The sequence below is a fragment of the Micromonospora sp. KC207 genome (assembly GCF_004348615.1).
In the GTDB taxonomy this organism is placed as follows: Bacteria; Actinomycetota; Actinomycetes; order Mycobacteriales; family Micromonosporaceae; genus Micromonospora.
On record NZ_SMKJ01000107.1, the window covers coordinates 1 to 19,712 of the forward strand.

General features: G+C 73.5%; 18 protein-coding genes. 11 read left to right on the forward strand and 7 right to left on the reverse strand.

Translation table 11 applies throughout. The features are described from left to right. A partial coding sequence (locus E1258_RS33330; protein WP_207919578.1) for a hypothetical protein occupies positions 1-569 on the forward strand: 569 nt, incomplete at its 5' end. 93 nt (positions 570-662) lie between these two features. On the opposite strand, the gene E1258_RS15480 is transcribed toward E1258_RS33330, so the two are convergent. After that, on the reverse strand, positions 663-2,141 hold the full coding sequence (locus E1258_RS15480; protein ID WP_132401304.1) for a glutamate--cysteine ligase: 1,479 nt from the start codon (positions 2,139-2,141) through the stop codon (positions 663-665). 182 nt (positions 2,142-2,323) lie between these two features. On the opposite strand from E1258_RS15480, the gene E1258_RS15485 reads away from it, so the two are divergent. After that, on the forward strand, positions 2,324-2,662 hold the full coding sequence (locus tag E1258_RS15485) for a DUF3817 domain-containing protein (protein WP_132401307.1): 339 nt from the start codon (positions 2,324-2,326) through the stop codon (positions 2,660-2,662). 61 nt (positions 2,663-2,723) lie between these two features. Here the strand turns inward: E1258_RS15485 and E1258_RS15490 are convergent, their stop codons facing one another. Then, a complete protein-coding gene (locus tag E1258_RS15490) occupies positions 2,724-3,260 on the reverse strand; it encodes a hypothetical protein (protein WP_132401310.1) in 537 nt (178 codons plus the stop codon). Between the two features lie 225 nt (positions 3,261-3,485). Here E1258_RS15490 and E1258_RS15495 point away from each other — a divergent pair, with 225 nt between their 5' ends. The 5 genes from E1258_RS15495 (at position 3,486) to E1258_RS15510 (ending at position 8,584) form a co-directional block, all read left to right on the forward strand. Then, complete coding sequence (locus tag E1258_RS15495) at positions 3,486-4,610, forward strand: Vms1/Ankzf1 family peptidyl-tRNA hydrolase (RefSeq protein WP_132401313.1); 1,125 nt, start codon at positions 3,486-3,488, stop codon at positions 4,608-4,610. Continuing rightward, on the forward strand, positions 4,603-5,379 hold the full coding sequence (locus E1258_RS34830) for a thiamine pyrophosphate-binding protein (RefSeq protein WP_243715472.1): 777 nt from the start codon (positions 4,603-4,605) through the stop codon (positions 5,377-5,379). The genes E1258_RS15495 and E1258_RS34830 overlap by 8 nt, the downstream gene beginning before the upstream one ends. Continuing rightward, positions 5,295-5,867: a thiamine pyrophosphate-dependent enzyme gene (locus E1258_RS34835; protein ID WP_243715473.1), complete on the forward strand. Its 573-nt coding sequence runs from the start codon at positions 5,295-5,297 to the stop codon at positions 5,865-5,867. Before E1258_RS34830 ends, E1258_RS34835 begins: the two co-directional genes overlap by 85 nt. Positions 5,868-6,032: 165 nt before the next feature. Further along, entirely contained in the window at positions 6,033-7,436 is a 1,404-nt protein-coding gene (locus tag E1258_RS15505; protein ID WP_132401316.1) for a hypothetical protein, read from the forward strand. Positions 7,437-7,735: 299 nt separating this feature from the next. Then, entirely contained in the window at positions 7,736-8,584 is an 849-nt protein-coding gene (locus E1258_RS15510; RefSeq protein ID WP_132401319.1) for a SigB/SigF/SigG family RNA polymerase sigma factor, read from the forward strand. Between the two features lie 74 nt (positions 8,585-8,658). Here E1258_RS15510 and ctaD read toward each other — a convergent pair whose 3' ends face one another. The 5 genes from ctaD to E1258_RS15535 all read right to left on the reverse strand — a co-directional run bounded on the left by ctaD (position 8,659) and on the right by E1258_RS15535 (position 14,021). Continuing rightward, on the reverse strand, positions 8,659-10,662 hold the full coding sequence (ctaD, locus tag E1258_RS15515) for a cytochrome c oxidase subunit I (RefSeq protein ID WP_132401322.1): 2,004 nt from the start codon (positions 10,660-10,662) through the stop codon (positions 8,659-8,661). Positions 10,663-10,726: 64 nt separating this feature from the next. Beyond that, complete coding sequence (locus E1258_RS15520; protein WP_243715474.1) at positions 10,727-11,023, reverse strand: ATP-binding protein; 297 nt, start codon at positions 11,021-11,023, stop codon at positions 10,727-10,729. 181 nt (positions 11,024-11,204) lie between these two features. Then, the gene (locus E1258_RS15525) at positions 11,205-11,657 is read right to left on the reverse strand and encodes a DUF4383 domain-containing protein (protein ID WP_132401340.1); all 453 of its coding nucleotides are present in this window, start codon (positions 11,655-11,657) and stop codon (positions 11,205-11,207) included. 158 nt (positions 11,658-11,815) lie between these two features. Beyond that, on the reverse strand, positions 11,816-12,970 hold the full coding sequence (locus E1258_RS15530) for a glycosyltransferase (RefSeq protein WP_132401325.1): 1,155 nt from the start codon (positions 12,968-12,970) through the stop codon (positions 11,816-11,818). A 70-nt stretch (positions 12,971-13,040) separates the two neighbouring features. Then, entirely contained in the window at positions 13,041-14,021 is a 981-nt protein-coding gene (locus E1258_RS15535; RefSeq protein ID WP_243715475.1) for a glucosyl-3-phosphoglycerate synthase, read from the reverse strand. Positions 14,022-14,251: 230 nt separating this feature from the next. Between E1258_RS15535 and E1258_RS15540 the strand changes: the two genes are divergently transcribed. The 4 genes from E1258_RS15540 to E1258_RS15555 form a co-directional block, all read left to right on the forward strand. After that, positions 14,252-15,280, forward strand: a complete 1,029-nt coding sequence (locus E1258_RS15540; protein WP_132401331.1) for a Gfo/Idh/MocA family protein — start codon at positions 14,252-14,254, stop codon at positions 15,278-15,280. Further along, positions 15,273-16,361, forward strand: a complete 1,089-nt coding sequence (locus tag E1258_RS15545; RefSeq protein WP_132401334.1) for a zinc-binding dehydrogenase — start codon at positions 15,273-15,275, stop codon at positions 16,359-16,361. Before E1258_RS15540 ends, E1258_RS15545 begins: the two co-directional genes overlap by 8 nt. A gap of 96 nt (positions 16,362-16,457) precedes the next feature. Further along, positions 16,458-18,752 carry an accessory Sec system translocase SecA2 gene (gene secA2 / locus E1258_RS15550; RefSeq protein ID WP_132401337.1) on the forward strand — a complete coding sequence of 765 codons (2,295 nt, stop codon included), beginning with the start codon at positions 16,458-16,460 and terminating at the stop codon, positions 18,750-18,752. A 222-nt stretch (positions 18,753-18,974) separates the two neighbouring features. Then, positions 18,975-19,712 (forward strand): GAF and ANTAR domain-containing protein (locus tag E1258_RS15555; RefSeq protein ID WP_132401343.1); only part of this gene is annotated, 738 nt, incomplete at its 3' end.

Genomic DNA, 19,712 nt, shown 5'->3' on the forward strand with positions numbered 1-19,712 from the left:
GCGGGGTGGGTGACGAGAGGTCCGACGTCCTGCTGCTGGGCCGCATCGCCGGCACTCCGTGGCTCGTCGACCTGCTGCGCCAGTTCGACTTCGATTCGACGCGGGTGGCGGGTGGCCCGCCGGAGCCGGTGCACCTGCCCAACGGTGAGCCCCTGGAGATGATCGCCGGCGACGGCGCGGGCGGTGCCTTCATGCTGGTGGGGAAGGGTGACACCCGACCCGTGCTGTACGTCGGGTCGGAGGGGCAGGGTGGCCTGATCGCGACCGACCTGCGCGCCGCACTCGCCCTCGTTGTCGGAATCTCCAGCATCCATGACGCGACGGCGGTCCCGTACGGCGACGACGGCGGCGCGCGGCTGCGGGATTGGCTGGCCCGCACCGACGAGGAGATCCGCGAGTACTGGCCGGAGCTGGACGCGGAACGGACGCGGCTGCGGCAGGCGCTCGACCTGCCGGAGGCCGACGGGCTGCTGGAGACGCTGCACCGCCTGGCGGCCGACGAGGACCACCGGCCCGTCAGCGACGCTGGCGGCCGGTACGAATCGATGGTTGCCGCGTCCGTGACCTGACCACCGCCAGCCGCCCGCGAGGGAGGCGGCAGCGGTGGGCCGGTGGCCGAGGGGCGGCAGCGGGCCGGCAGTGGTGGGGCGGGCCCGCCCCCGTCAGGGGATCGGCCACTCGTGGACCGGGCGGTTGCTGTGCATCAGCTCCACGTAGTGTCGGATTACCTCGCGCAGCGCCTCCGGTCGGTCCAGGTGGTCGGCGGACTCCAGCCGGTGCAGGGTACCCACCTGCCAGGTCGCACCGTTGCGGCCGGTCAGGCAGCGCTGCTCGATGATTCCGAGCAGCCGGTCCCGCTCGGCCGGGTCCAGCCCCCAACGGTCCAGGCCGTGGTGGGCCAGCGGCAGCAGCCGACGCAGCACCAGTTCGGTGACCGGCAGGTACCCGAGGCCGGGCCAGAACACCTGCGCGTCGATGCCGTGCCGGGCGCAGCTGTTGAAGTTCTCCTCGGCGGCGCTGAACGACATCTGCGACCACAGTGGCCGGTCCGACTCGGCGAGGGCCCGGACCAGCCCGAAGTAGAACGCGCCGTTGGCGATGGTGTCGAGCACGGTCGGGCCGGCAGGCAGCACCCGGTTCTCCACCCGCAGGTGCGGGCGGCCCTTGTACACGTCGTACACCGGCCGGTTCCAGCGGTAGACGGTGCCGTTGTGCAGCCGCAGCTCGGCGAGCTTCGGCACGTCGCCCCGGGCCAGGGCCTCGGCCGGGTCCTCCGGGTCGCACACCGGCAACAGCGCCGGAAAGTACCGGACGTTCTCCTCGAACAGGTCGAACACGGTGGTGATCCAGCGTTCGCCGAACCATACCCGGGGGCGTACCCCCTGGGCTTTGATCTCCTCCGCCCGGGTGTCGGTGGCCTGCTGGAACAGGGGGATGCGGGTCTCCCGCCACAGCTCTCGGCCGAACAGCAGCGGCGAGTTCGCGCCGAGGGCGACCTGGATGGCGGCGACCGCCTGGGCGGCGTTCCAATGGTCGGCGAACTGAGCCGGGCTGACCTGGAGGTGGAACTGGGTGCTGGTGCAGGCCGCCTCCGGGGTGATGGTGTCGGCGGTGACGGCGAGGCGCTCCACCCCGCCGATCGAGATCCGCAGGTCCTCGCCGCGGGCGGCGAAGACCTGCTCGTTGAGCAGCGCGTACCGTGGGTTGGCCGACAGGGTCTCGGCGGTCAGGTGCTCCGGGCGCAGCGTCGGCAGGATGCCGATCATGACCATGTGCGCCCCGATGCCCCGGGCCTTGGCCTCGGCGGCGTTGAGGCTGGCCCGCACGTGTTCCTCGAACGCGGCGGTGCCGGTGCCGGCCAGCCGGCGCGGCGCCACGTTGATCTCGACGTTGAACTGCCCCAGCTCCGTCTGGAAGCTGGGGTCGGCGATCGCGGCGAGCACGTCGGCGTTGCGCATCGCCGGCTCGGACGCGTCGTCGACCAGGTTCAGCTCGATCTCCAGGCCGGTCATCGGTCGTTCGACGTCGAACCGGGACTCCCGGAGCATCTCGGCGAAGACGTCCAGGCACCGGCGTACCTTCTCCCGATACCGGGCCCGGTCCTCACGACTGAAGGTGCGCGCCCCGACTTCCTCGCCCATAGTCACCACCCTGCCACCGTTGGTTCCCCTAACCTTGCACGGTGCGGTGGGCTGGGGAAAGACCCGAAGGTTCCTCTACGTACCCGCCAGGGCCCGCGTGATCCCCGTCGCCTCCGCCCGCCGCGTCACCGGGGCGTCGGTCGGGCTGGCTAGCATGACCGGCAACCGGTGGGGGAGTGACGATGCGCGAGAAGATCACCAAGCTGTTCGTCGCGGCGGCGGTCGCCGAGGCGTGCTCCTGGCTGGCCCTGCTGGTCGGCATGGCCGTCAAGTACGGCCCGCCGGGCAACGAGATCGGGGTGAAGATCTTCGGCCCGATCCACGGCGGGCTCTTCGTCGCCTACGGTGTGCTGGTGCTGGCCGTCGCCTGGGTGCACCGGTGGCGGCCCTGGCCGACCCTCGTGGCGCTGGCCTGCTCCGTGCCGCCGTTCGCCACCCTGGCCTTCGAGCGTTGGGCCACCCGCCGGGGCATGCTGCGCACCGCGCCCGAGCCGGACCGACCCCGCACCCCGATAGGCTGACCTGCGCAGGCCCGCCGCCGGGCGCGCGGAACCCGGGCTCGCAGAACCCGGGTGTGCGACCTCAGGTGAGCAGGACGACCGCGCCGACCACGAGGATCAGCAGCGCCCCCAGCATCGCCTGGAGCAGCAGCGGCGGGCCGAGGTGGGTCCACACGGTGGCGTGGCGGGGGCGCAACAGCTGCCCGGTGGTGAGGTTGACGATCTGCACGACCCGGGGCGGCAAGTCCGGGTCCTGCGGCTTCAGCGTGATCTGCACCCAGTCGGCCGGGTGCAGCGCGCTCTGCGGCAGGTGCCCGTGCAACTCCACCTCGCACAGCCTGTCGGTGGAGTCGCGCAGCCGCAACGGGGTGACCAGATACTCCGGCCCCTTGCGCAGCTCCTTCCAGGTGCGCCGGGCGCCGCCACCGCCGCTGGACAGCAGCGAGCGGAACGCCAGCAGCAGCAGACCCATCACGCTGGCCGCCGTCACCACGGCGACGAGCACGGGCTGACCGATCTTCAGCTCACGCGGGTAACCGTCGAGCAACCGGACGACGCGGCCGGTCACGATCCGCTGCGTCGGGCGGGCGATCCGCCGGTGGTCGAGGTCGCTGTCCATTGTCCACCACCGAGAGTCGTTCACTACGGAGGGTCCGATTTCCTACACCGATCGTATCCGGCGATGCCGTCGAATGACATGAATGAACGCGAGTCACGCTCGTGGCGTCCGCGGCCGACGGGGCCGCCAGGCCGTCACCTGCGAGCCGACCCGGCAAGTCGCACCGCCAGGTGACAAGGCGACCGACGCGGGTAAGCGGGGGGTCGAGCTGGAAAGGGGTCGAGCATGCAGCTGTCCTTCCTGCGCCCGCTCTACGACCGTCCCGGGCCGTGGTGCTCGGTCTATCTGGACGCCTCCCGGGACACCCACGACGCCCATCCGGCGCTGGATCTGCGCTGGCGGGCCCTCAAGGGGGAACTGCTGGAGCAGGGTGCCGACGCGCCGACCGTGGACGCCGTCGAACGGGTGGTCCGCGGACACGACCCGATGCCGGGAGACTACGGCATCGCCGTGTTCGCCACCCGGGGCCGGGCGGTGCTCACCGAGTACCTGTCCGCCCCTCCGCTGCGGGACCTGGCGGCGGTGTCGGAACTGCCGCACACCATGCCGCTGCTCGCCCAACGCGGCGAACAGGTCGCCTGGGTGCGGGTGCTGGCCGACCGCAGGGGCGCGGACGCCGTGGCCGTCAGCGCCGGCGGGGTGCCCCGCCGCGCCCACGTCACCGGACGGGAGGACTTCCAACTTCGCCGCGTCAACCCGGGCGGCTGGTCGCAGTCCCGCTACCAGCGGGCCGCCATGGAGGCCTGGCACCACAACGCAGGCGACGCGGCGGCGGCCACCGTGGAACTGGCCGAGAAGGTGGGCGCGGAGGTGGTGGTGGTCGCCGGCGACGTGCGAGCCACCGGCATGATCGCCGCCCAGTTGCCGGAGCGCTGGCAGGACGCGCTGGTGCGCACCGACGCCGGCTCGCGGCACGCCGGGGCGGACCCGGCGCTGATGGACGACGTCACCGTGCAGACCATCGCCGAGGTGGCCGACCAGCGGATCGCCGCCACGCTGGACCGCTTCGGCATGCAGGAGGACGTTGGGGCGGGCCTGGACGCCGTCGTGTCGGCGCTGCGCCGCAACCAGGTCGACACCATGCTGATCGTGGACGACCCGTCGTCGACGGCGCAGCTGTGGATCGGGCCGGCGGCGACCGACATCGCCACCGACCCGGGCCAGCTCACCGCCGTTTCGGTGGCCGACCCGCAGCGGGTACGCGCCGACGCGGCCCTGGTGCGGGCGCTGGTCGGCACCGACGCCGAGCTGACCGTGCTGGCCCCGGACGAGGCGCCTGAACTGGCCGACGGGGTGGGCGCGGTGCTGCGCTACGTCGACGCTGCCACCTCCGGTCGTCCAAATGGCTGAGCGTACGGTCGCCGACCTGGTGGTGGAGCGGCTGCGGGCCTGGCGGGTGCCGCGCGCCTTCGGGTGTCCGGGAGCCGCCATCGACCCGGTCGTCGCCGCCCTGAACCGCGCGGGCGGGGACCCGGAGTTCGTGCCCGCCCGGCACGGCGAAACCGCCTTTTTCATGGCCAGCGGGCACGCCAAGTTCACCGGCGAGATCGGGGTCTGCCTGGCCACCCAGGGCCCCAGCGCGGTGCACCTGCTCAATGGCCTGTACGACGCCAAGCTGGACAGCAAGGCTTTGCGCACCGCCGCCGCCACCCGCAGCCCCACCTGCGTGGTGCTGCCCCGCGAGGTGCAGGTGGCCCCGGTGCCCGCCCTGGTCCCGCAGTTCGCCGGGGTGATGTCGGCGACGCCGGGGGAACCGCTGGCGCAGGTGCTGCCGCACGACACCGACCTGGCCGCCGCCGCGTCGCTGCTCGGAATGGGCAACCGGGTGGCGATCCTGGTCGGCACGTGCCGCTGGTCGGCGACGCCACCGAGACGCTGCGGGCCCTGCTGGCCCGCGTGCCGGACCGGCCCAGGCGGGCGTGGCGCGAGACGGTGGAGGCGTCGGTGGACCGGTGGCGGCAGGCGGCGGCCCGCGCCGCCGAACCCGCCGAGCCGGTCAACCCGCAGCTCGTGCTGCACGAACTCTCCGCCCGGATGCCCCGCGAGGCGACGGTCGCCGTCGACGTCGGCTCGGTCGTCTACTGGTACGCCCGGCACCTGGAGCTGCCGCCCGGCGTAGCCGCCCACCTCTGCGGCACCCTCGGGTCGACCGGCTGCGCCCTGCCGTACGCGGTGGCGGCGAAGCTCGCCCGCCCCGACCGGCCGGTGCTCGCCCTCGCCGGCGACGGCGCGATGCAGCTCAACGGGCTGGCCGAGCTGATCACCGTGGCCCATTACTGGCGGGAGTGGTTTGAACCCCGGCTGGTCGTGCTGGTGCTCAACAACCGCGACAACTCGGGCGTGGGCGACGGCCGCCCGCCCGCCGGGGTCGCCAACCGACGCCCCGACGTCCCGTACGCCGGATGGGCCCGCCTGCACGGCCTGCACGGCGTCCGGGTGGACCGGCCCGAGCTGGTCGGCGCGGCGTGGGACGAGGTCCTCGCGGCGGACCGGCCGAGCGTGCTGGAGGCCGTGGTCGACCCGACCGTCGCGCGGCGCGCGCCGGAGCCGGCAATGGCGGACCTGCGCGGTCTCTTCTCCACCGGCGAACCGGACACCACCGGGTAGCGGCTCACGAAGATCCACTGACCCGCCGGCTCCGACATGCGGTCCTGGCCCGGACGACCCGCCCAGCGGGCACGCGCGGTGGCGGACCCCCCGTTTAGACCCCATCGGGACGGGAAGCCGGGCCGCGTGGTGAGTGAACGAGGCAGGTCGGGACCGGCGCACACGGTGCGCCCGGACCTCACGGCGGACGGGGCCGGACTGGCCGGCGATCGGGTGCTGGCAGCCGGCAGCACGGGACGGATCCTCCTCGCCGCCGCGGTGCGGGCCCTGCGCGGACAGGACTGCGCCGACCTGCGTGACCCGGGCACGCCGTCCCGTTTCACCGGCGTCCCCGAGCCGGTGCGCCGGGCCGCGGCGGTGCGGGCGGCCAATCGGGTGGCGCTCACCCCGGACCAGGCGGCCGAGGTCGACGCCGCCCGGGTCGCCCGGTGGATCGTCGACCAGTACCCGCGCCGGTGCTACCCGGGGGCCGTGCTCGGCTCGCCGCACGGCGCGGCGGTGCACCTGGCGGTCGCCCTCGGTGTTCCGTGGCTGCCCGCCGCGTTCGAATCGACGGTGCACTGGCGCGGGGGCGCGGTGGACCGGCCCGGCCCCGCCCTCGACCACGGCGCCGCGCTCGCCGCCCGGCTGCTCGCCGGCAACCCGGACGTGCACGTACGCCAGGTGCACTGCCCGGCCAGCCGGGGCCCACTGGCCGGGGCGACCGTCTCCCTAACGGTGCGCTGGCGGTCGCTGCCGACCGCGTACGCCCGGTTCCTGGCCGACCGCCTCGCCCCCGACGCCCCGGTGCTGCTGCTGCGCGACGCGCGCACCTGGCCGGTGTACGACGCCGGGCCCGGGCACAGCTTCCAGGCCGGCTCCCCGGCCAGTGGCCTGGACCCGGTCGACTTCCACCCGGACTCGCACACCCTGCGCCAGGTGCTCCGCTCGGTGGGCGGGGACGGGGCCCGCTGGGAGCCCCCGCAGGCGGTCTGCCCGCAGGGTTACGCCGAGCACGGCGTGGAGCCCGGTTTCGAACTCGCCGTCCGGGACTGGGCCGGCCGGCGCGGGCACCGGGTGCACCGGGTGCTGTTCTGCCAGCCGGAGGCGCTCAGCGCCGCGGTCGCCGACCTCTACCGGGGGTGGCTGCGCCGGGCCGGCAAGACGGGGGACCGCCTCGTCGTGGAGTGCGGCGGGCTGCTCGACCCGTGGCAGGTGCTGCGGGCGGGGCTGGTTCCGTACTGGTGCGAGAACGCCGCCCGGCGCAGCGTCGACGCCGCCGAGTGGTGGCTGGCCGGCAGCGAGCCGTTCAGCTCTGTGGACGTGCTGCCGGAGTCGCCGGGGATGCGCTCGCCGGCCCTCGCGGGGCTGCCGCAGTGGCTGGCCGTGGCCGCGTTCGGTCGCCGCCGCCGGGCCCTGGACCGCACGGCCGCCCGGGGCTACCCGGTCGCGTCGGTGCCCACCCGCCGGGCCACCGAGGTGCTGCGCGCCCAGCCGTGCGACCTGCCCGCGCCCCCGCCGCTACTCGCCGCGACCGCCATCGAGGCGATCCGCGTCGGGGCCGCCCACCAGGGCCTGGTGGTCTGCTGACCTCGGTCGCCCGCCGTGCCCGCCGCCGCAGGGCAACATGCTGCGGGCGGCCCGAGGGGCGCGCGCAGTCGGTCGCACCAGCCGGCCGAAACATCCTCGCGAACCCGGGCCGGCGTGATTGAGTACCTACGGAGGGGGAACACCGCTGGCTGCGACGGCCCTGGCAACGCTGCGCGGCCCTCGGCCGCCGCTCCTCGACGGATCTCGTCATGTGACCCATTTCCGGCCCGGTGCGTGGCTCGGCCACGCGCACGTCCGTTTCCCGATCCGGGCGGGGGACCTTCCTGAGGGAGGCGCGGATGTTCGGACAGTCCACCACGACCACACCACCACCCACCGAACGGGGGCTGGAGGATCTCGACGCGGCGGCGCTGGCGTACGCGGCGCGGATCAAGGGCCTGCCCCCCGAACGGCGGCAGGAGGCCCGCGACGACCTGGTCCGTTTCGCGCTGCCGTTCGCCGGCCGGCTCGCCCGCCGGTACCGGGGGCGGGGTGAGCCGTTGGAGGACCTGGAGCAGGTGGCCCGCCTCGGGCTGGTCAACGCGGTCGACCGGTACGACCCGGAGCGCGGCTCGTTCACCGCGTACGCGGCGATCACCATCGTCGGTGAGATCAAGCGCCATTTCCGGGACCGGACCTGGGGCGTGCACGTGCCCCGCCGGCTGCGCGACCTGATCTTGGAGGTCGGCCAGGCCACCGCCGCGCTGACCAGCGAGCTGTCCCGGGCCCCCACCGTGGCCGAGCTGGCCGAGCGGCTGGAGACCCCGCAGGAGGAGATCCTGGCCGCCCTGGAATCCGCGGCCGGCTACAGCCCGGCGTCGCTCAACGCGCCGGTCGGCGGGGAGAGTTCGGCGGAGTTCGGCGATCTGGTCGGCGAGAGCGACAACGCGCTGGAGTCGGTCGACGACCGGGTGACCGTCAGCGGGCTGCTGCACCGGCTGCCCTGGCGGGAACGGCGGATTCTGGCCATGCGCTTCTACGGCAACCAGACCCAGGCCGAGATCGCCGCCCGGTTCGGCATCTCCCAGATGCACGTCTCCCGGCTGCTGTCGCGGGCGCTGACCTGGCTGCGGCAGGCGATGCTCGCCGACGCCCCGCCGCCGTGGCAGAACGGCCCGGCCGAGACGGAACCGGCGAAGCGGGGGTGAGGTGCAAGGAGGGGCCCCCTGTTAACGCCTGAGGTAGACAGGGGAGCCCTTCTCACATCTCGCCCGCGCGGGGCTCAGTACTTTGTCGTGTCGCCCTTGCTGTGCGGGTGACGCCAGCGCTCGTTCTCCTGCGGTGCCCGCTCCGCGCCCAGCCCGCCCACCTCCGGCTCGTCGGTGGCGTCGAAGCTGGGCCGGCGGACGTCCTCCGGCTCCGGCACGTCCACCGGCCGGGCGCCCGACTGTGGCGCCGGGTGGTACGCGACTGCCTCCCGGGCACCGTGCGCGCCCTCGGCCGCCGGTGACTCGGGAACGTGCCGCTCGTGGTGCAGCTCCTCGGCGAGGCTCTGTGGCGGCTTCGTGGTGCGCTGCGGCAGGTCCCGGCCCAGGTCGGCGACGAGGTGGCCGTACTTGGCGTCGAAGGCGGGGCGCTCGGAGCGGATCCGGGGCATCCGGTCGAAGTTGCGCAGCGGGGGCGGGCAGGTCGTGGCCCACTCCAGCGAGTTGCCGAAGCCCCACGGGTCGTGCACCGACACCATCGCCCCGTACCGCCAGGACTTCCAGACGTTGTAGACGAGGAACAGCGTGGACGCGCCGAGCACGAACGACCCGACCGTGGAGATCATGTTGAGCGTGGTGAAGCCGTCGCCGGGCAGGTAGTCGGCGTACCGGCGGGGCATGCCCTCGGCGCCGAGCCAGTGCTGCACGACAAAGGTGGCGTGGAAGCCGACGAACATCGTCCAGAAGTGCAGCTTGCCCAGCCGCTCGTCGAGCAGCCGCCCGGTCATCTTCGGAAACCAGAAGTAGACCCCGCCGAACGCGGCGAAGACGATGGTGCCGAAGAGCACGTAGTGGAAGTGCGCCACCACGAAGTAGGTGTCGTGCAGGTGGAAGTCGGCCGGCGGGCTGGCCAGCAGCACGCCGGTCAGGCCGCCGAGCAGGAACGTGACCAGGAAGCCGACGGCGAACAGCATCGGCGTCTCGAAGGTGAGCTGCCCCTTCCACAGGGTGCCGATCCAGTTGAAGAACTTCACGCCGGTGGGCACCGCGATCAGGTAGCTGAGGATGCTGAAGAACGGCAGCAGCACCTGGCCGGTGGCGAACATGTGGTGCGCCCAGACGCTCATCGACAGCACGGTGATCGCGACCGTGGCCAGCACCAGCCCGGTGTACCCGAAGATCGGCTTGCGGGCGAAGACCGGGATGATCTCGGTGATGATGCCGAAGAACGGCAACGCGACGATGTAGACCTCGGGATGGCCGAAGAACCAGAACAGGTGCTGCCACAGCATCGGCCCGCCGGTGGCGGGATCGAACACGTGCGCGCCGAGCAGCCGGTCCGCCGCCAGGGCGAACAGGGCGGCGGCCAGCAGCGGGAAGACCAGGATCACCAGGACGCTGGTGAGCAGCATGTTCCAGGTGAAGATCGGCATCCGGAACATGGTCATGCCGGGGGCGCGCAGGGTCAGCGTGGTGGTGATCAGGTTTACCGCGCCGAGGATGGTGCCGAGGCCGGAGAGAGCCAGGCCGACGATCCACATGTTTGCGCCGACGCCTGGGGAGTGCTCCATCCGGCTCAGCGGGGTGTACGCGGTCCAGCCGAAGTCGGCGGCCCCGCCCGGGGTGGCGTAACCGCCGACGACCAGGGTCCCGCCGAACAGGTAGAGCCAGTACGCGAGGGCGTTGAGCCGGGGGAACGCCACGTCCGGCGCACCGATCTGCAACGGGACGATGTAGTTTCCGAACGCGAACACCAGCGGCGTGGCGAACAGCAGCAGCATGATCGTGCCGTGCATGGTGAACGCCTGGTTGTACTGCTCCGGGGAGAGGAACTGCATGCGTGGCCTGGCCAGCTCGGCGCGCAGCAGCAGGGCCAGCACCCCGCCGATGAGGAAGAAGACGAACGAGGTGACCAGGTAGAGCAGGCCGATCTGCTTCGCGTCGGTGGTCCCGATCAGCTTGAGCAGCTTGGCCCCGGGCACGGCCGGGCGGACCGGGCCGGGAAAACCGCCGAAGCGGGCCGGCGCGAGGATCGCGGGCCCCCGGTCTCGGGCAGGCTCGGTGGTTACCCGCTTGGGCATGCTTCTCACCCCGTCGTGGCGACAGAAGGGACGGGCGTGCCTACCCGCCCCTCTCCCTATGTAATCAGGCGAGAGCGGTAATTTCGGTCAATTCGGGGTGTCGAGTCAGGCGGCGGGCAGCATCGCCCAGACCACCTTGCCGTCGACCAACGGCGCGCTGCCCCAGCGCTTGGGTCGGCTCCCGGACCAGCAGCAACCCCCGGCCGCCCTCGGCCCGCGGGTCCGGCGCGGCCCCCACCCGGGCCGCCGCGCGGCTGTCGTCGGCGACGGCGACCTGAAGGTACGGCCGGCGCAGGGTGAGGGTGACCGTCATCGGGGTGCCGGCATGCCTTACCACGTTGCCGACCAGCTCGCTGAGCACCGACCGAGGCGGGACCGACCAGCTCCGGCAGGTTCCACCGGCCGCAGGCGTCGGCGACCAGTTCCCGGGCCCGCCGGCACGCGCCCGCCACGGGCTCCATGCGGTGGTCCTCGTTTCCGTCTCGGGGGTGACCCGGACGTACCCGGCGGGGTGCCGGGCGAAACGGAAACGGCGGGCCCGCTCAGCGGCGCCGACGGTCACGCGTGGTGAGCACGCCCAGCGCGATCATGCTGGCGCCGAGGAAGAGGTGCAGCCAGTCGTCGGCGTTGTTGACGGGGATGAAGTTGGCCGCGCTGGCGTGGTGGACGGCCAGGCCGTAGAGCCACAGCACGAGGTAGACCGCCCCGCCGCCGATCAGGAACGTCCGCGCCCCGGCCCACGTGCGCGACAGCGCCAGGCCGGCCACCCCGAAGAGCAGGTGTACGGCGTTGTGCAGGACCGAGACCTGGAACACGCCGAGCAGCTTCGCCCCGGAGTGGTGCCCGGCCAAGCGCAGGTCGCCGAAGTCGGTGGTGATCCCCGGGACGAACCCGAGCAGCCCGACCAGGAGGAAGACCACGCCGACGGTGGCAGCGGCACGCCGCACCGGGGCCCGGCCGTCGGCCGGATTGCCGCGCGCCCGCGCGTGGGCCATGGGACCGGTCACCGCGACCTCCTCACCACTGGGCGGGATTCCCCGCAGGCCGCGGATTCCCGCCGCCGCCCAGCGCAAACGCGCGACCGGGCGGCGGTGTGTCGGCAGGAGGCCCCTGCTAACGCGAAAGCGTCAACAGGGTGCCCTTCCTTGCGCCGTCAGGCGGGTTGCAGGGGGCGGGCGGCGGCCTGGCGCACCCGTTCGTACAGCCCGACGTACTTCTCGGCCATGACCGCCGGGGTGAAGCGGGTCGCGGCTTCCCGCCGGCACTCGTCGGCGTTCAGCACGCTCGTGGCCAGCAGCAGGTCGGCCAGCTCGTCCTCGTCGTCGGTGAGCAACCCGGTGCGGCCGTGCTCAATCAGCTCCGGCAGGCAACCCCGGGCGGTCGCCACGACCGGGGTGCCCAGCGCGAGGGACTCCACCACGGCCGTGCCACCGGGCTCGTCCCAGCGCAGCGGGAACAGCGCGGCGCGGGCCCCGGCCAGCAGGTCGTCGCGCTCCTGCCCGGCGACCGTGCCGACCCAGCGGACCAGGTCGCCGTCGACGTGCGGGGCCACCTCGTCGTAGAAGAACCGCACGTCCGGGTTCTGCCGTGCCTCGTCGCCCGCCGCGGCCAGGTCCTCCGGGCGGTGGTACGGCCCGACCGGCCCCGCGAGCACCAGTGGGACGCCGACCCGCCGGGCCAGCCGGGCGCCGACGTCCTGGCCCTTGCCGGGGTTGATCCGGCCCAGAATGATCAGGTAGTCGCCCTTGTCCGGCCGGGGTCGTCGGTCGGCGTCGACCGCGAGCGGGGTGGACAGGTGCACGTGGCCGACGGAGTGCTCGCGCAGCGCCCGGGGGGCGCGGGCCAGCTGTGCGGCGGACACCCCGTTGACCCGGACCCGGTCGCCGCCGTCGAGGTTGCCGTACAGGTCGGGATGCTTGGCCAGGTCCCAGTGCAGGGTGTGCAGCACCGGCGGGCCGTCCGGGCCCATCGCCGCGAGGGTGGCCAGGCCGACGGCCTCCACGTGGTCGTGCACCAGGTCGATGTCGTCGCGGGCGTGCAGCGCCCGCACCACGCCGCCCAGGTGCGCCTGGGAGATGCCGCAGACCTGGTTGTACGGCCGTTGCAGCGCGTGGAACTGGCCGTCACCGAACACGGCGATCTTCTCGTCCGCGGCCAGGGTGCTGCTGCCGACGGAGGCGAGCACCACCCGCACGCCCATCCGGCGCAGCTCCGGCACCAGGGTGGCGATCACGTTCTCGATCCCGCCGTAGCCGGGGGGTGGCACGGACAACCACGGGCCGGCGTTCATCAGGACGGTGAGGCTCATGCGGGATCCCTTCCCTCGGCGGTGCCGTCGCGCCGCGCCGACGGTTGCTCCCCGGCGTCCGGCTGCTTCCTCACGCCGGCACCCGGCGCCGCGGCACCCGGTGCCGCAACTCCGCCAGGGGCGGGCGTTCCTCGATCGAGACGTCGCTGACCACGATCTCCCGCTCCAGGTTCGGCAGCGCCTCGGAGCCGCCCCGCCGGAACTGGGTCAGCAGGGCGGCCGGCACCGTGCCCGGGCTGGCCCAGCCGCGCCGCTGCAACCGCGACCAGGCCGTCAGCATGATCTGCGCCGACATCCGGCCCAGCGCCGCCGTGTCCTGGTGGCGGTGCCGGCGCTCACCCAGGTCCACCTGGGCCAGCGCGTCCAGGCCGACCAGGTCCAGCAGGTCGATCAGCATGGCCGTCTCCACCCCGTACCCAGAGACGAACGGCACCCGCTCCAGCACGTCGCGCCGACCGGCGTACTCGCCCGCGAGGGGCTGGACGAAGCCGGCCAGCTCCGGCCAGAACAGGTTGAGCAGGGGACGGGCCATCAGCTCGGTGACCCGTCCGCCGCCGTCGGGCTCCACACTGGCCGCCCCCACCAGCGGCCGGTGGTAGAAGCCTTTGACGAAGTCGATCGACGGGTCGATCAGCAGTGGCCCGATCAGGCCGGTGACGAAGTGCGGCCGGAACTCGCGCAGGTCCGCGTCGACGAACGCCACCACGTCGCCCTCGGCCGCCGCCAGCCCGGCCCACAGGGCGTCGCCCTTGCCGGCCAGCCGGGGCAACCCCCGGGTCATCTCGTCCTGGCCGACGACCTCCGCGCCGGCGGCCCGGGCCACCTGCGCGGTCCGGTCGGTCGACCGGGAATCGACCACGATCAGCTCGTCGACCAGGGCGATGCGGTCCATCAGGTGCTCGCGGATGGTCGACACGATCGCGCCGACCGTTGCCTCCTCGTTACGTGCCGGCAGCACCACGCTGACCCGGCTGTCACCCTTGGCGCGCAACAACCGCCGTGGCGTCCACTCTGCCGCTGAGGTGGTCCGGTATGTCGCCCATGCCTCCACCACCGGTGTGACGCTCGAATCCGTACGGCCCACTGACACACCTCCAGATCATGGCGGAAAACGCGGAGTGAAGAATTCCCGGCGCCGCCCCCGCGCTAACCGGATTGTCGCTAACAGCTTGATCACGGGCCGCGCCACGCCCGGTTCCCGGCAGGTGAACGTTTGATTGCGCGTCCCCGAGGGGAGTGTGCATCCGGCGGGATGTCAAAACGCGGCGAAAGGGCTTGTCGATGCGCGCGTGCCGGGTGGGACTGGTCGGGGCCGGTGGGGTGGCGCAGCGCCACGCCCAGGTGCTGGGCGGCTTTTCCGACGTGGAGATTCTTGGCGTCACCGACGTGACGCGCGATGCGGCGGCGCACCTGGCCGACGCGCACGGGGCGCGGACGTTCGTCGACGTGGCCGAGCTGCTCGCCGCCGGCCCGGATGCGGTGTACGTGTGCGTGCCCCCGTTCGCGCACGGGCCGGTGGAGGAGGCGGTGATCGCCGCCGGGGTGCCGATGTTCGTGGAGAAACCCGTCGCGGTGGACCTGGACACCGCCGAGCGGGTCGCCGACCTGGTGGCCCGGCGCGGGCTGCTCACCGGCGTCGGCCACCACTGGCGGTACCTGCACGTGGTGGAGCAGGCCCGCGAGCTGCTCGTTGGCCGGCCGGTGCGGATGGTCAGCGGCGCCTGGCTGGACAAGGTGCCCCCGGTGGCCTGGTGGGCCCGGCGGGACCGCTCCGGTGGACCCGTGGTCGAGCAGGCCGCGCACGTGCTGGACCTGATGCGCGCGCTCGTCGGGGAGGTGGCCGAGGTGACCGCGTACGGCGACGGCGCCCCCCCGCCGGTCGAGGGGGCCGACATCGACTCGGTGACCACCGCCGCCCTGCGCTTCGCCGACGGCGCGGTGGGCACCCTCGCCGCCGCCTGCGTGCTCGGCTGGAAGCACCGCGCCGGGCTGGAGATCCTGGCCGACGGCCTCGCCCTGAGCCTGGGTGAGGACGGGCTGACCGTCCGCGACGGCGACGGCGAGCGGCACCTGCCCGCCGACCCCGACGGGGCTCGTACCGCCGTCGACCGGGCCTTCGTCGACGCGGTCCGGGGCGTCGGCGACGACGTGCGGGTCCCATACGCCGAGGCGCTGCGCACCCAGCGGCTGGCCCTCGCGGTCGCCGAGTCCGCGCGTACCGGTCGGCCGGTGTCGCTGCCCACCGGCCTGGCCGCGACCCTCCGGGGCGCCGCCGCGCCGGCCCCGGTGGGGGTGGGCCCCGATGCGTGACCGGGTGGTGGTGGTCAGCGGCCCGGGGCGGGTCGAACTGGTCGAGCAGGACGCCGGCGAGCTGCGCGACGGCACGTTCCGGGTCGAGACGCTCTACAGCGGGATCTCCGCCGGCACCGAGCTGAGCTTCGTCAAGGGCACCAACCCGTACCTCAACGTCACCTGGAACGCCGGGCTGGGGCTGTTCCAGCCGGGGCGGGCGAGCACCCCGTACCCGGTGACCCGGCTGGGCTACATGCAGGTGGGGCGGGTGGTGGCCAGCCGCACCCCGGCGATCGCCGTCGGCACGGTCGGCGCGATGACGTACGGCCACCGCACCTCCCACGTGGCCGACCCGGTCGCCGAGCGATTCGTCCCGCTGCCCGACGACCTCGACCCCCTGCTCGGGGTCTACGTCGCGCACATGGGCCCGATCTGCGCCAACGGGGTGCTGCACGCCGCCGCCGACCTGTGCGGCCCCGACGTCCGGTCGCTCGGCGACGGGGTGGCCGGCCGCCGGGTCGCGGTGGTCGGCGGCGGGGTGGTGGCCCTGCTCACCGCACTGTTCGCCCAGCGCCACGGCGCGGCGTCGGTGGTGGTGCTCGACCCGACCCCGCAACGGCGGGGGGTCGCCGAGGCGCTCGGGTTGGACACCCTCGACCCGGACGCCGGCGATCCGGCGGTGGTGCTGAAGACCCGGTGGAACCACGCCGCAGGCGATCGGGGCGCCGACGTCGTCTTCCAGTGCCGGGGGCAGGCGTGGGCGTTGCAGCTCGCGCTGCGCCTGCTGCGCCCCCAGGGCACCGTGATCGACCTGGCCTTCTACCAGGCCGGCGCGGACGCCGTCCGGTTCGGCGAGGAGTTCCACCACAACGGGCTGTCGCTGCGCTGCGCCCAGATCGGGCGGGTGCCGCGCGGGCTCGCTCCGACCTGGGACCGGGAGCGACTGTCGGTCGAGACGATCGACCTGCTGCGGGCGTACGGCGATCAGATCCGCAAGCACCTCGTGTCGGCGGTGGTGCCGTTCGAGCAGGCTCCGACGCTGCTGACCGACCTGGCGCAGCGGCGCCGCCAGGAGCTCCAGGTGGTGTTGACCGCCTGAGGGATCGCCGGGCGCGGTCCGTGGCGGGGCGTGTCCGTCCCGCCACGGACCGGCCGGGCCACCCGATCCGGTCCGGGTCGCGTACCGTTGCGGCTCATGGGTGTGTCGCAACGGTTCAAGAGCAGGTTCCGTCGGTTCCTCCAGCGTCCCGGCACCACGGTCGACCTGGGCCCGCTGGAGAAGCTGCTGCCGGCCATCGAGGCCCGCGAGGAGGAGCTGTCGGCGTTGACCGACGCCGAGCTCACCGAGGCCGCCGGCTCCGCCACGGGGTACGAGGAGATTTGCGCGATCGGCCGCGAGGCCGCCCGGCGCGGGCTGGACCAGCGGCCGTACGACGTGCAGCTGCTCGGCGCGATGGCCCTGCTCTCCGGCAAGGTCGCCGAGATGGCCACCGGTGAGGGCAAGACCCTGACCGCCGCGATCGCCGCGTACGGGCACGTCCGGCTCGGCAACGGCCCGGTGCACGTGCTCACGGTCAACGACTATCTGGCCCGCCGCGACTCCCGGTGGATGGAGCCGGTCTACACCCTGCTCGGCCTGAGCGTCGGCTGGGTCAACGAGGCGTCCACCCCAGTGCAGCGGCGCGAGGCGTACGCCTGCGACGTCACGTACGTCTCGGTCAGCGAGGCCGGCTTCGACTACCTGCGCGACCAGCTCGTCACCGACCTCGACGACCGGGTCCAGCCGCCGCTGCGCACGGCGATCGTCGACGAGGCCGACTCCATCCTCATCGACGAGGCCCGGGTGCCGATGGTCCTTGCGGGCGCGGTCGGCGGCGAGCAGGATCCGGTTCACGCCGCGGCGGCACTGGTGCGCGGCCTGCGCAAGGGCAAGCACTACACGGTCGCCGAGGACGGTCGCAGCGTCGCCTTCACCTCCGCCGGCCTCGCCGCCGTGGAGGCCAAGCTCGGCGGCATCGACCTGTACGACACCGAGCACGTCGGGCAGCTCTCCGCCGTCAACGTGGCCCTGCACGCGCACGCCCTGCTGCACCGGGACGTCGACTACATCGTCCGGGACGGCTCGGTGGAGCTGATCGACGAGATGCGCGGCCGGGTGGCCCAACGCCGCCGCTGGCCCGACGGGCTGCAAGCGGCTGTGGAGGCAAAGGAGGGCCTCGACGCCACCGCCGAGGGCGAGGTGCTGGGCACCATCGCCGTGCAGGCGTACATCGCCCTCTACCCGAAGGTGTGCGGCATGACCGCCACGGCGGTGCTGGTCGGCGACCAGCTACGCGAGTTCTTCGGCCTGGAGGTGGCGGTGATTCCGCCGAACACCCCCTGCGTCCGGGAGGACGAGCCAGACCGGATCTACGCCACCCGGGCCGAGAAGGACGAGGCGCTGGTCGACGAGATCAGGCGCTGCCACGACGCCGGCCGTCCGGTGCTGGTCGGCACCCTCGACGTCAAGGAGTCCGAGCAGCTCGCCGCCGGCCTGAACGCCGCCGGGGTGCCCTGCGTGGTGCTCAACGCCAAGAACGACGACGAGGAGGCGGCGATCATCGCCGAGGCGGGCGCGTACGCCGCGGTCACCGTCTCCACCCAGATGGCCGGCCGGGGTGTCGACATCCGGCTCGGCGGCAGCGACCAGGCGGACCGGGAGCGGGTCGCCGAGCTGGGCGGCCTCTACGTCATCGGCAGCGGCCGGCACGACAGTCGCCGCGTCGACGACCAGCTACGCGGCCGGGCGGGCCGGCAGGGCGACCCGGGCGGGTCGGTGTTCTTCGTCAGCCTGGAGGACGACCTGGTGGTCCGGCACGCCGGCGACGCCGTGCCGGCCTCGCCGCGGATGAACGCCGACGGCCTGGTCACCGACCCGCAGGTCGACTACGCGGTGGAGCACGCCCAGCGGGTCGCTGAGGGCGTCAACCACGAGATCCACCGCAACACCTGGCGCTACAGCGTGGTGATCGAGCAGCAGCGTAAGGCCCTCGCCGAGCGGCGGGAGCGGCTGCTGACCAGCGACATCGCCGCGTTGATGCTGCTGGAACGGGTGCCGGAGAAGGCCGGGGAGATGGACGAGGACCTGCTGGCCCGGGTGGCCCGGTCGATCGCCCTCTATCACCTCGACCGGCTGTGGGCCGAGCACCTGGCTGAGTTGTCCGAGGTACGCGAGGGCGTGCACCTGCGCGCCCTGGGCCGGCTCGACCCGCTCGACGAGTTCCACCGGGCGGCCGTGCCGGCGTTCAACGCGCTGGTCCCGGAGATCGAGGCTCGCACCATCGCCACGTTCACCGAGACCGAGTTCGACGAGGACTGGCAGCCGGACTCCTCGACGCTGGTCCGGCCCTCGGCGACGTGGACGTACCTCGTCCACGACAACCCGTTCGGCTCGGAGTTGGACCGGCTCATCGCCTCGGTGGGCCGCCGGCTCAGCGCAGCCCCGCGCTGACGTCGGTGGGGTGGCTCCGGGAAACCGGAGCCGCCCCACCCGCGCGGCGTCCCGCCGTTCCCGCCCCGCCGACCTGGGCGCGGAGACTTTTCGGCCGTTTCGACCCGGCTTGCCGGGGGTACTAGCGCGGGTCGGATGAATCGGGAGAGAGCAGACGATGAGACAGCGCAGGGGCGGTACGAGGCACCGGTCGTCGGTGGTCCCGGCGGGGGCAGTGGCCCGGTGAACCTGGAGACGCGAGCCGTCGGCACCGAGACCCTGAGCGTGCTGGAGACGGCGGCGATGCTGCGGGAACTCACCGCCGGCCTGATCGCCGTGACCGATTTCGACGCGGCGCTGGCCCGGTTGGTCAGGATCGCCCAGGCGTCCGTCGTCGGGGTCGCCTGGTGCGGCTTCACGGCGCTGCGGGCGGGTGAGCCGGCCGGGGTGGCCGCCTCCGACCCGGCCCTCGCGGGCCTGGACGACCTGAGCCACGCGCCCGACTCGCCCGCGATGAGCGCCATCCACCGCCGCGAGATGATCACCGCCGAGGACCTCGGGCGGGAGTCCCGGTGGCCGAGCTGGACGGCCAGGGCCCGCCAGTCGGGGGTACGCGGCGTCATCTCCGCCCCGGTCGACGTCGACGAGCAGGTCATCGGCGCGATCAACCTGTACGCCTCGACGCCGGACGCGCTGAGCACCCGCCACCAGCTCACCGCGATGCTCCTCGCCGAGCACGCCGGCCTGCTGCTCGCCGCTGTCCGGGGCCGGGAGCGGCGGGCCGCCGAGGCTGCCGAGTTGGACGTCACCCTGCTCGGCGAGGGGGTCGTCGGGCAGGCGATCGGCGTCATCATGACGCAGCGCGGCTGCCGCGCCCCGGAGGCCCTGGCGGTGCTGCGCAGCGCGGCGACGTCGCTGGACATCCCGCTGCGCGAGGTCGCCGAACGGCTGGTGGCCACGGTTTCCCGCCCCCGGGAGAAC

Bases quoted from the DNA above. Each gene is read 5' to 3' on its own strand.
- E1258_RS15480 (WP_132401304.1), bottom strand. From the start codon at position 2,141: ATGGGCGAGGAAGTCGGGGCGCGCACCTTCAGTCGTGAGGACCGGGCC.
- E1258_RS15485 (WP_132401307.1), top strand. From the start codon at position 2,324: ATGCGCGAGAAGATCACCAAGCTGTTCGTCGCGGCGGCGGTCGCCGAG.
- E1258_RS15490 (WP_132401310.1), bottom strand. From the start codon at position 3,260: ATGGACAGCGACCTCGACCACCGGCGGATCGCCCGCCCGACGCAGCGG.
- E1258_RS15495 (WP_132401313.1), top strand. From the start codon at position 3,486: ATGCAGCTGTCCTTCCTGCGCCCGCTCTACGACCGTCCCGGGCCGTGG.
- E1258_RS34830 (WP_243715472.1), top strand. From the start codon at position 4,603: ATGGCTGAGCGTACGGTCGCCGACCTGGTGGTGGAGCGGCTGCGGGCC.
- E1258_RS34835 (WP_243715473.1), top strand. From the start codon at position 5,295: ATGCCCCGCGAGGCGACGGTCGCCGTCGACGTCGGCTCGGTCGTCTAC.
- E1258_RS15510 (WP_132401319.1), top strand. From the start codon at position 7,736: ATGTTCGGACAGTCCACCACGACCACACCACCACCCACCGAACGGGGG.
- ctaD (WP_132401322.1), bottom strand. From the start codon at position 10,662: ATGCCCAAGCGGGTAACCACCGAGCCTGCCCGAGACCGGGGGCCCGCG.
- E1258_RS15525 (WP_132401340.1), bottom strand. From the start codon at position 11,657: ATGGCCCACGCGCGGGCGCGCGGCAATCCGGCCGACGGCCGGGCCCCG.
- E1258_RS15530 (WP_132401325.1), bottom strand. From the start codon at position 12,970: ATGAGCCTCACCGTCCTGATGAACGCCGGCCCGTGGTTGTCCGTGCCA.
- E1258_RS15540 (WP_132401331.1), top strand. From the start codon at position 14,252: ATGCGCGCGTGCCGGGTGGGACTGGTCGGGGCCGGTGGGGTGGCGCAG.
- E1258_RS15545 (WP_132401334.1), top strand. From the start codon at position 15,273: ATGCGTGACCGGGTGGTGGTGGTCAGCGGCCCGGGGCGGGTCGAACTG.
- secA2 (WP_132401337.1), top strand. From the start codon at position 16,458: ATGGGTGTGTCGCAACGGTTCAAGAGCAGGTTCCGTCGGTTCCTCCAG.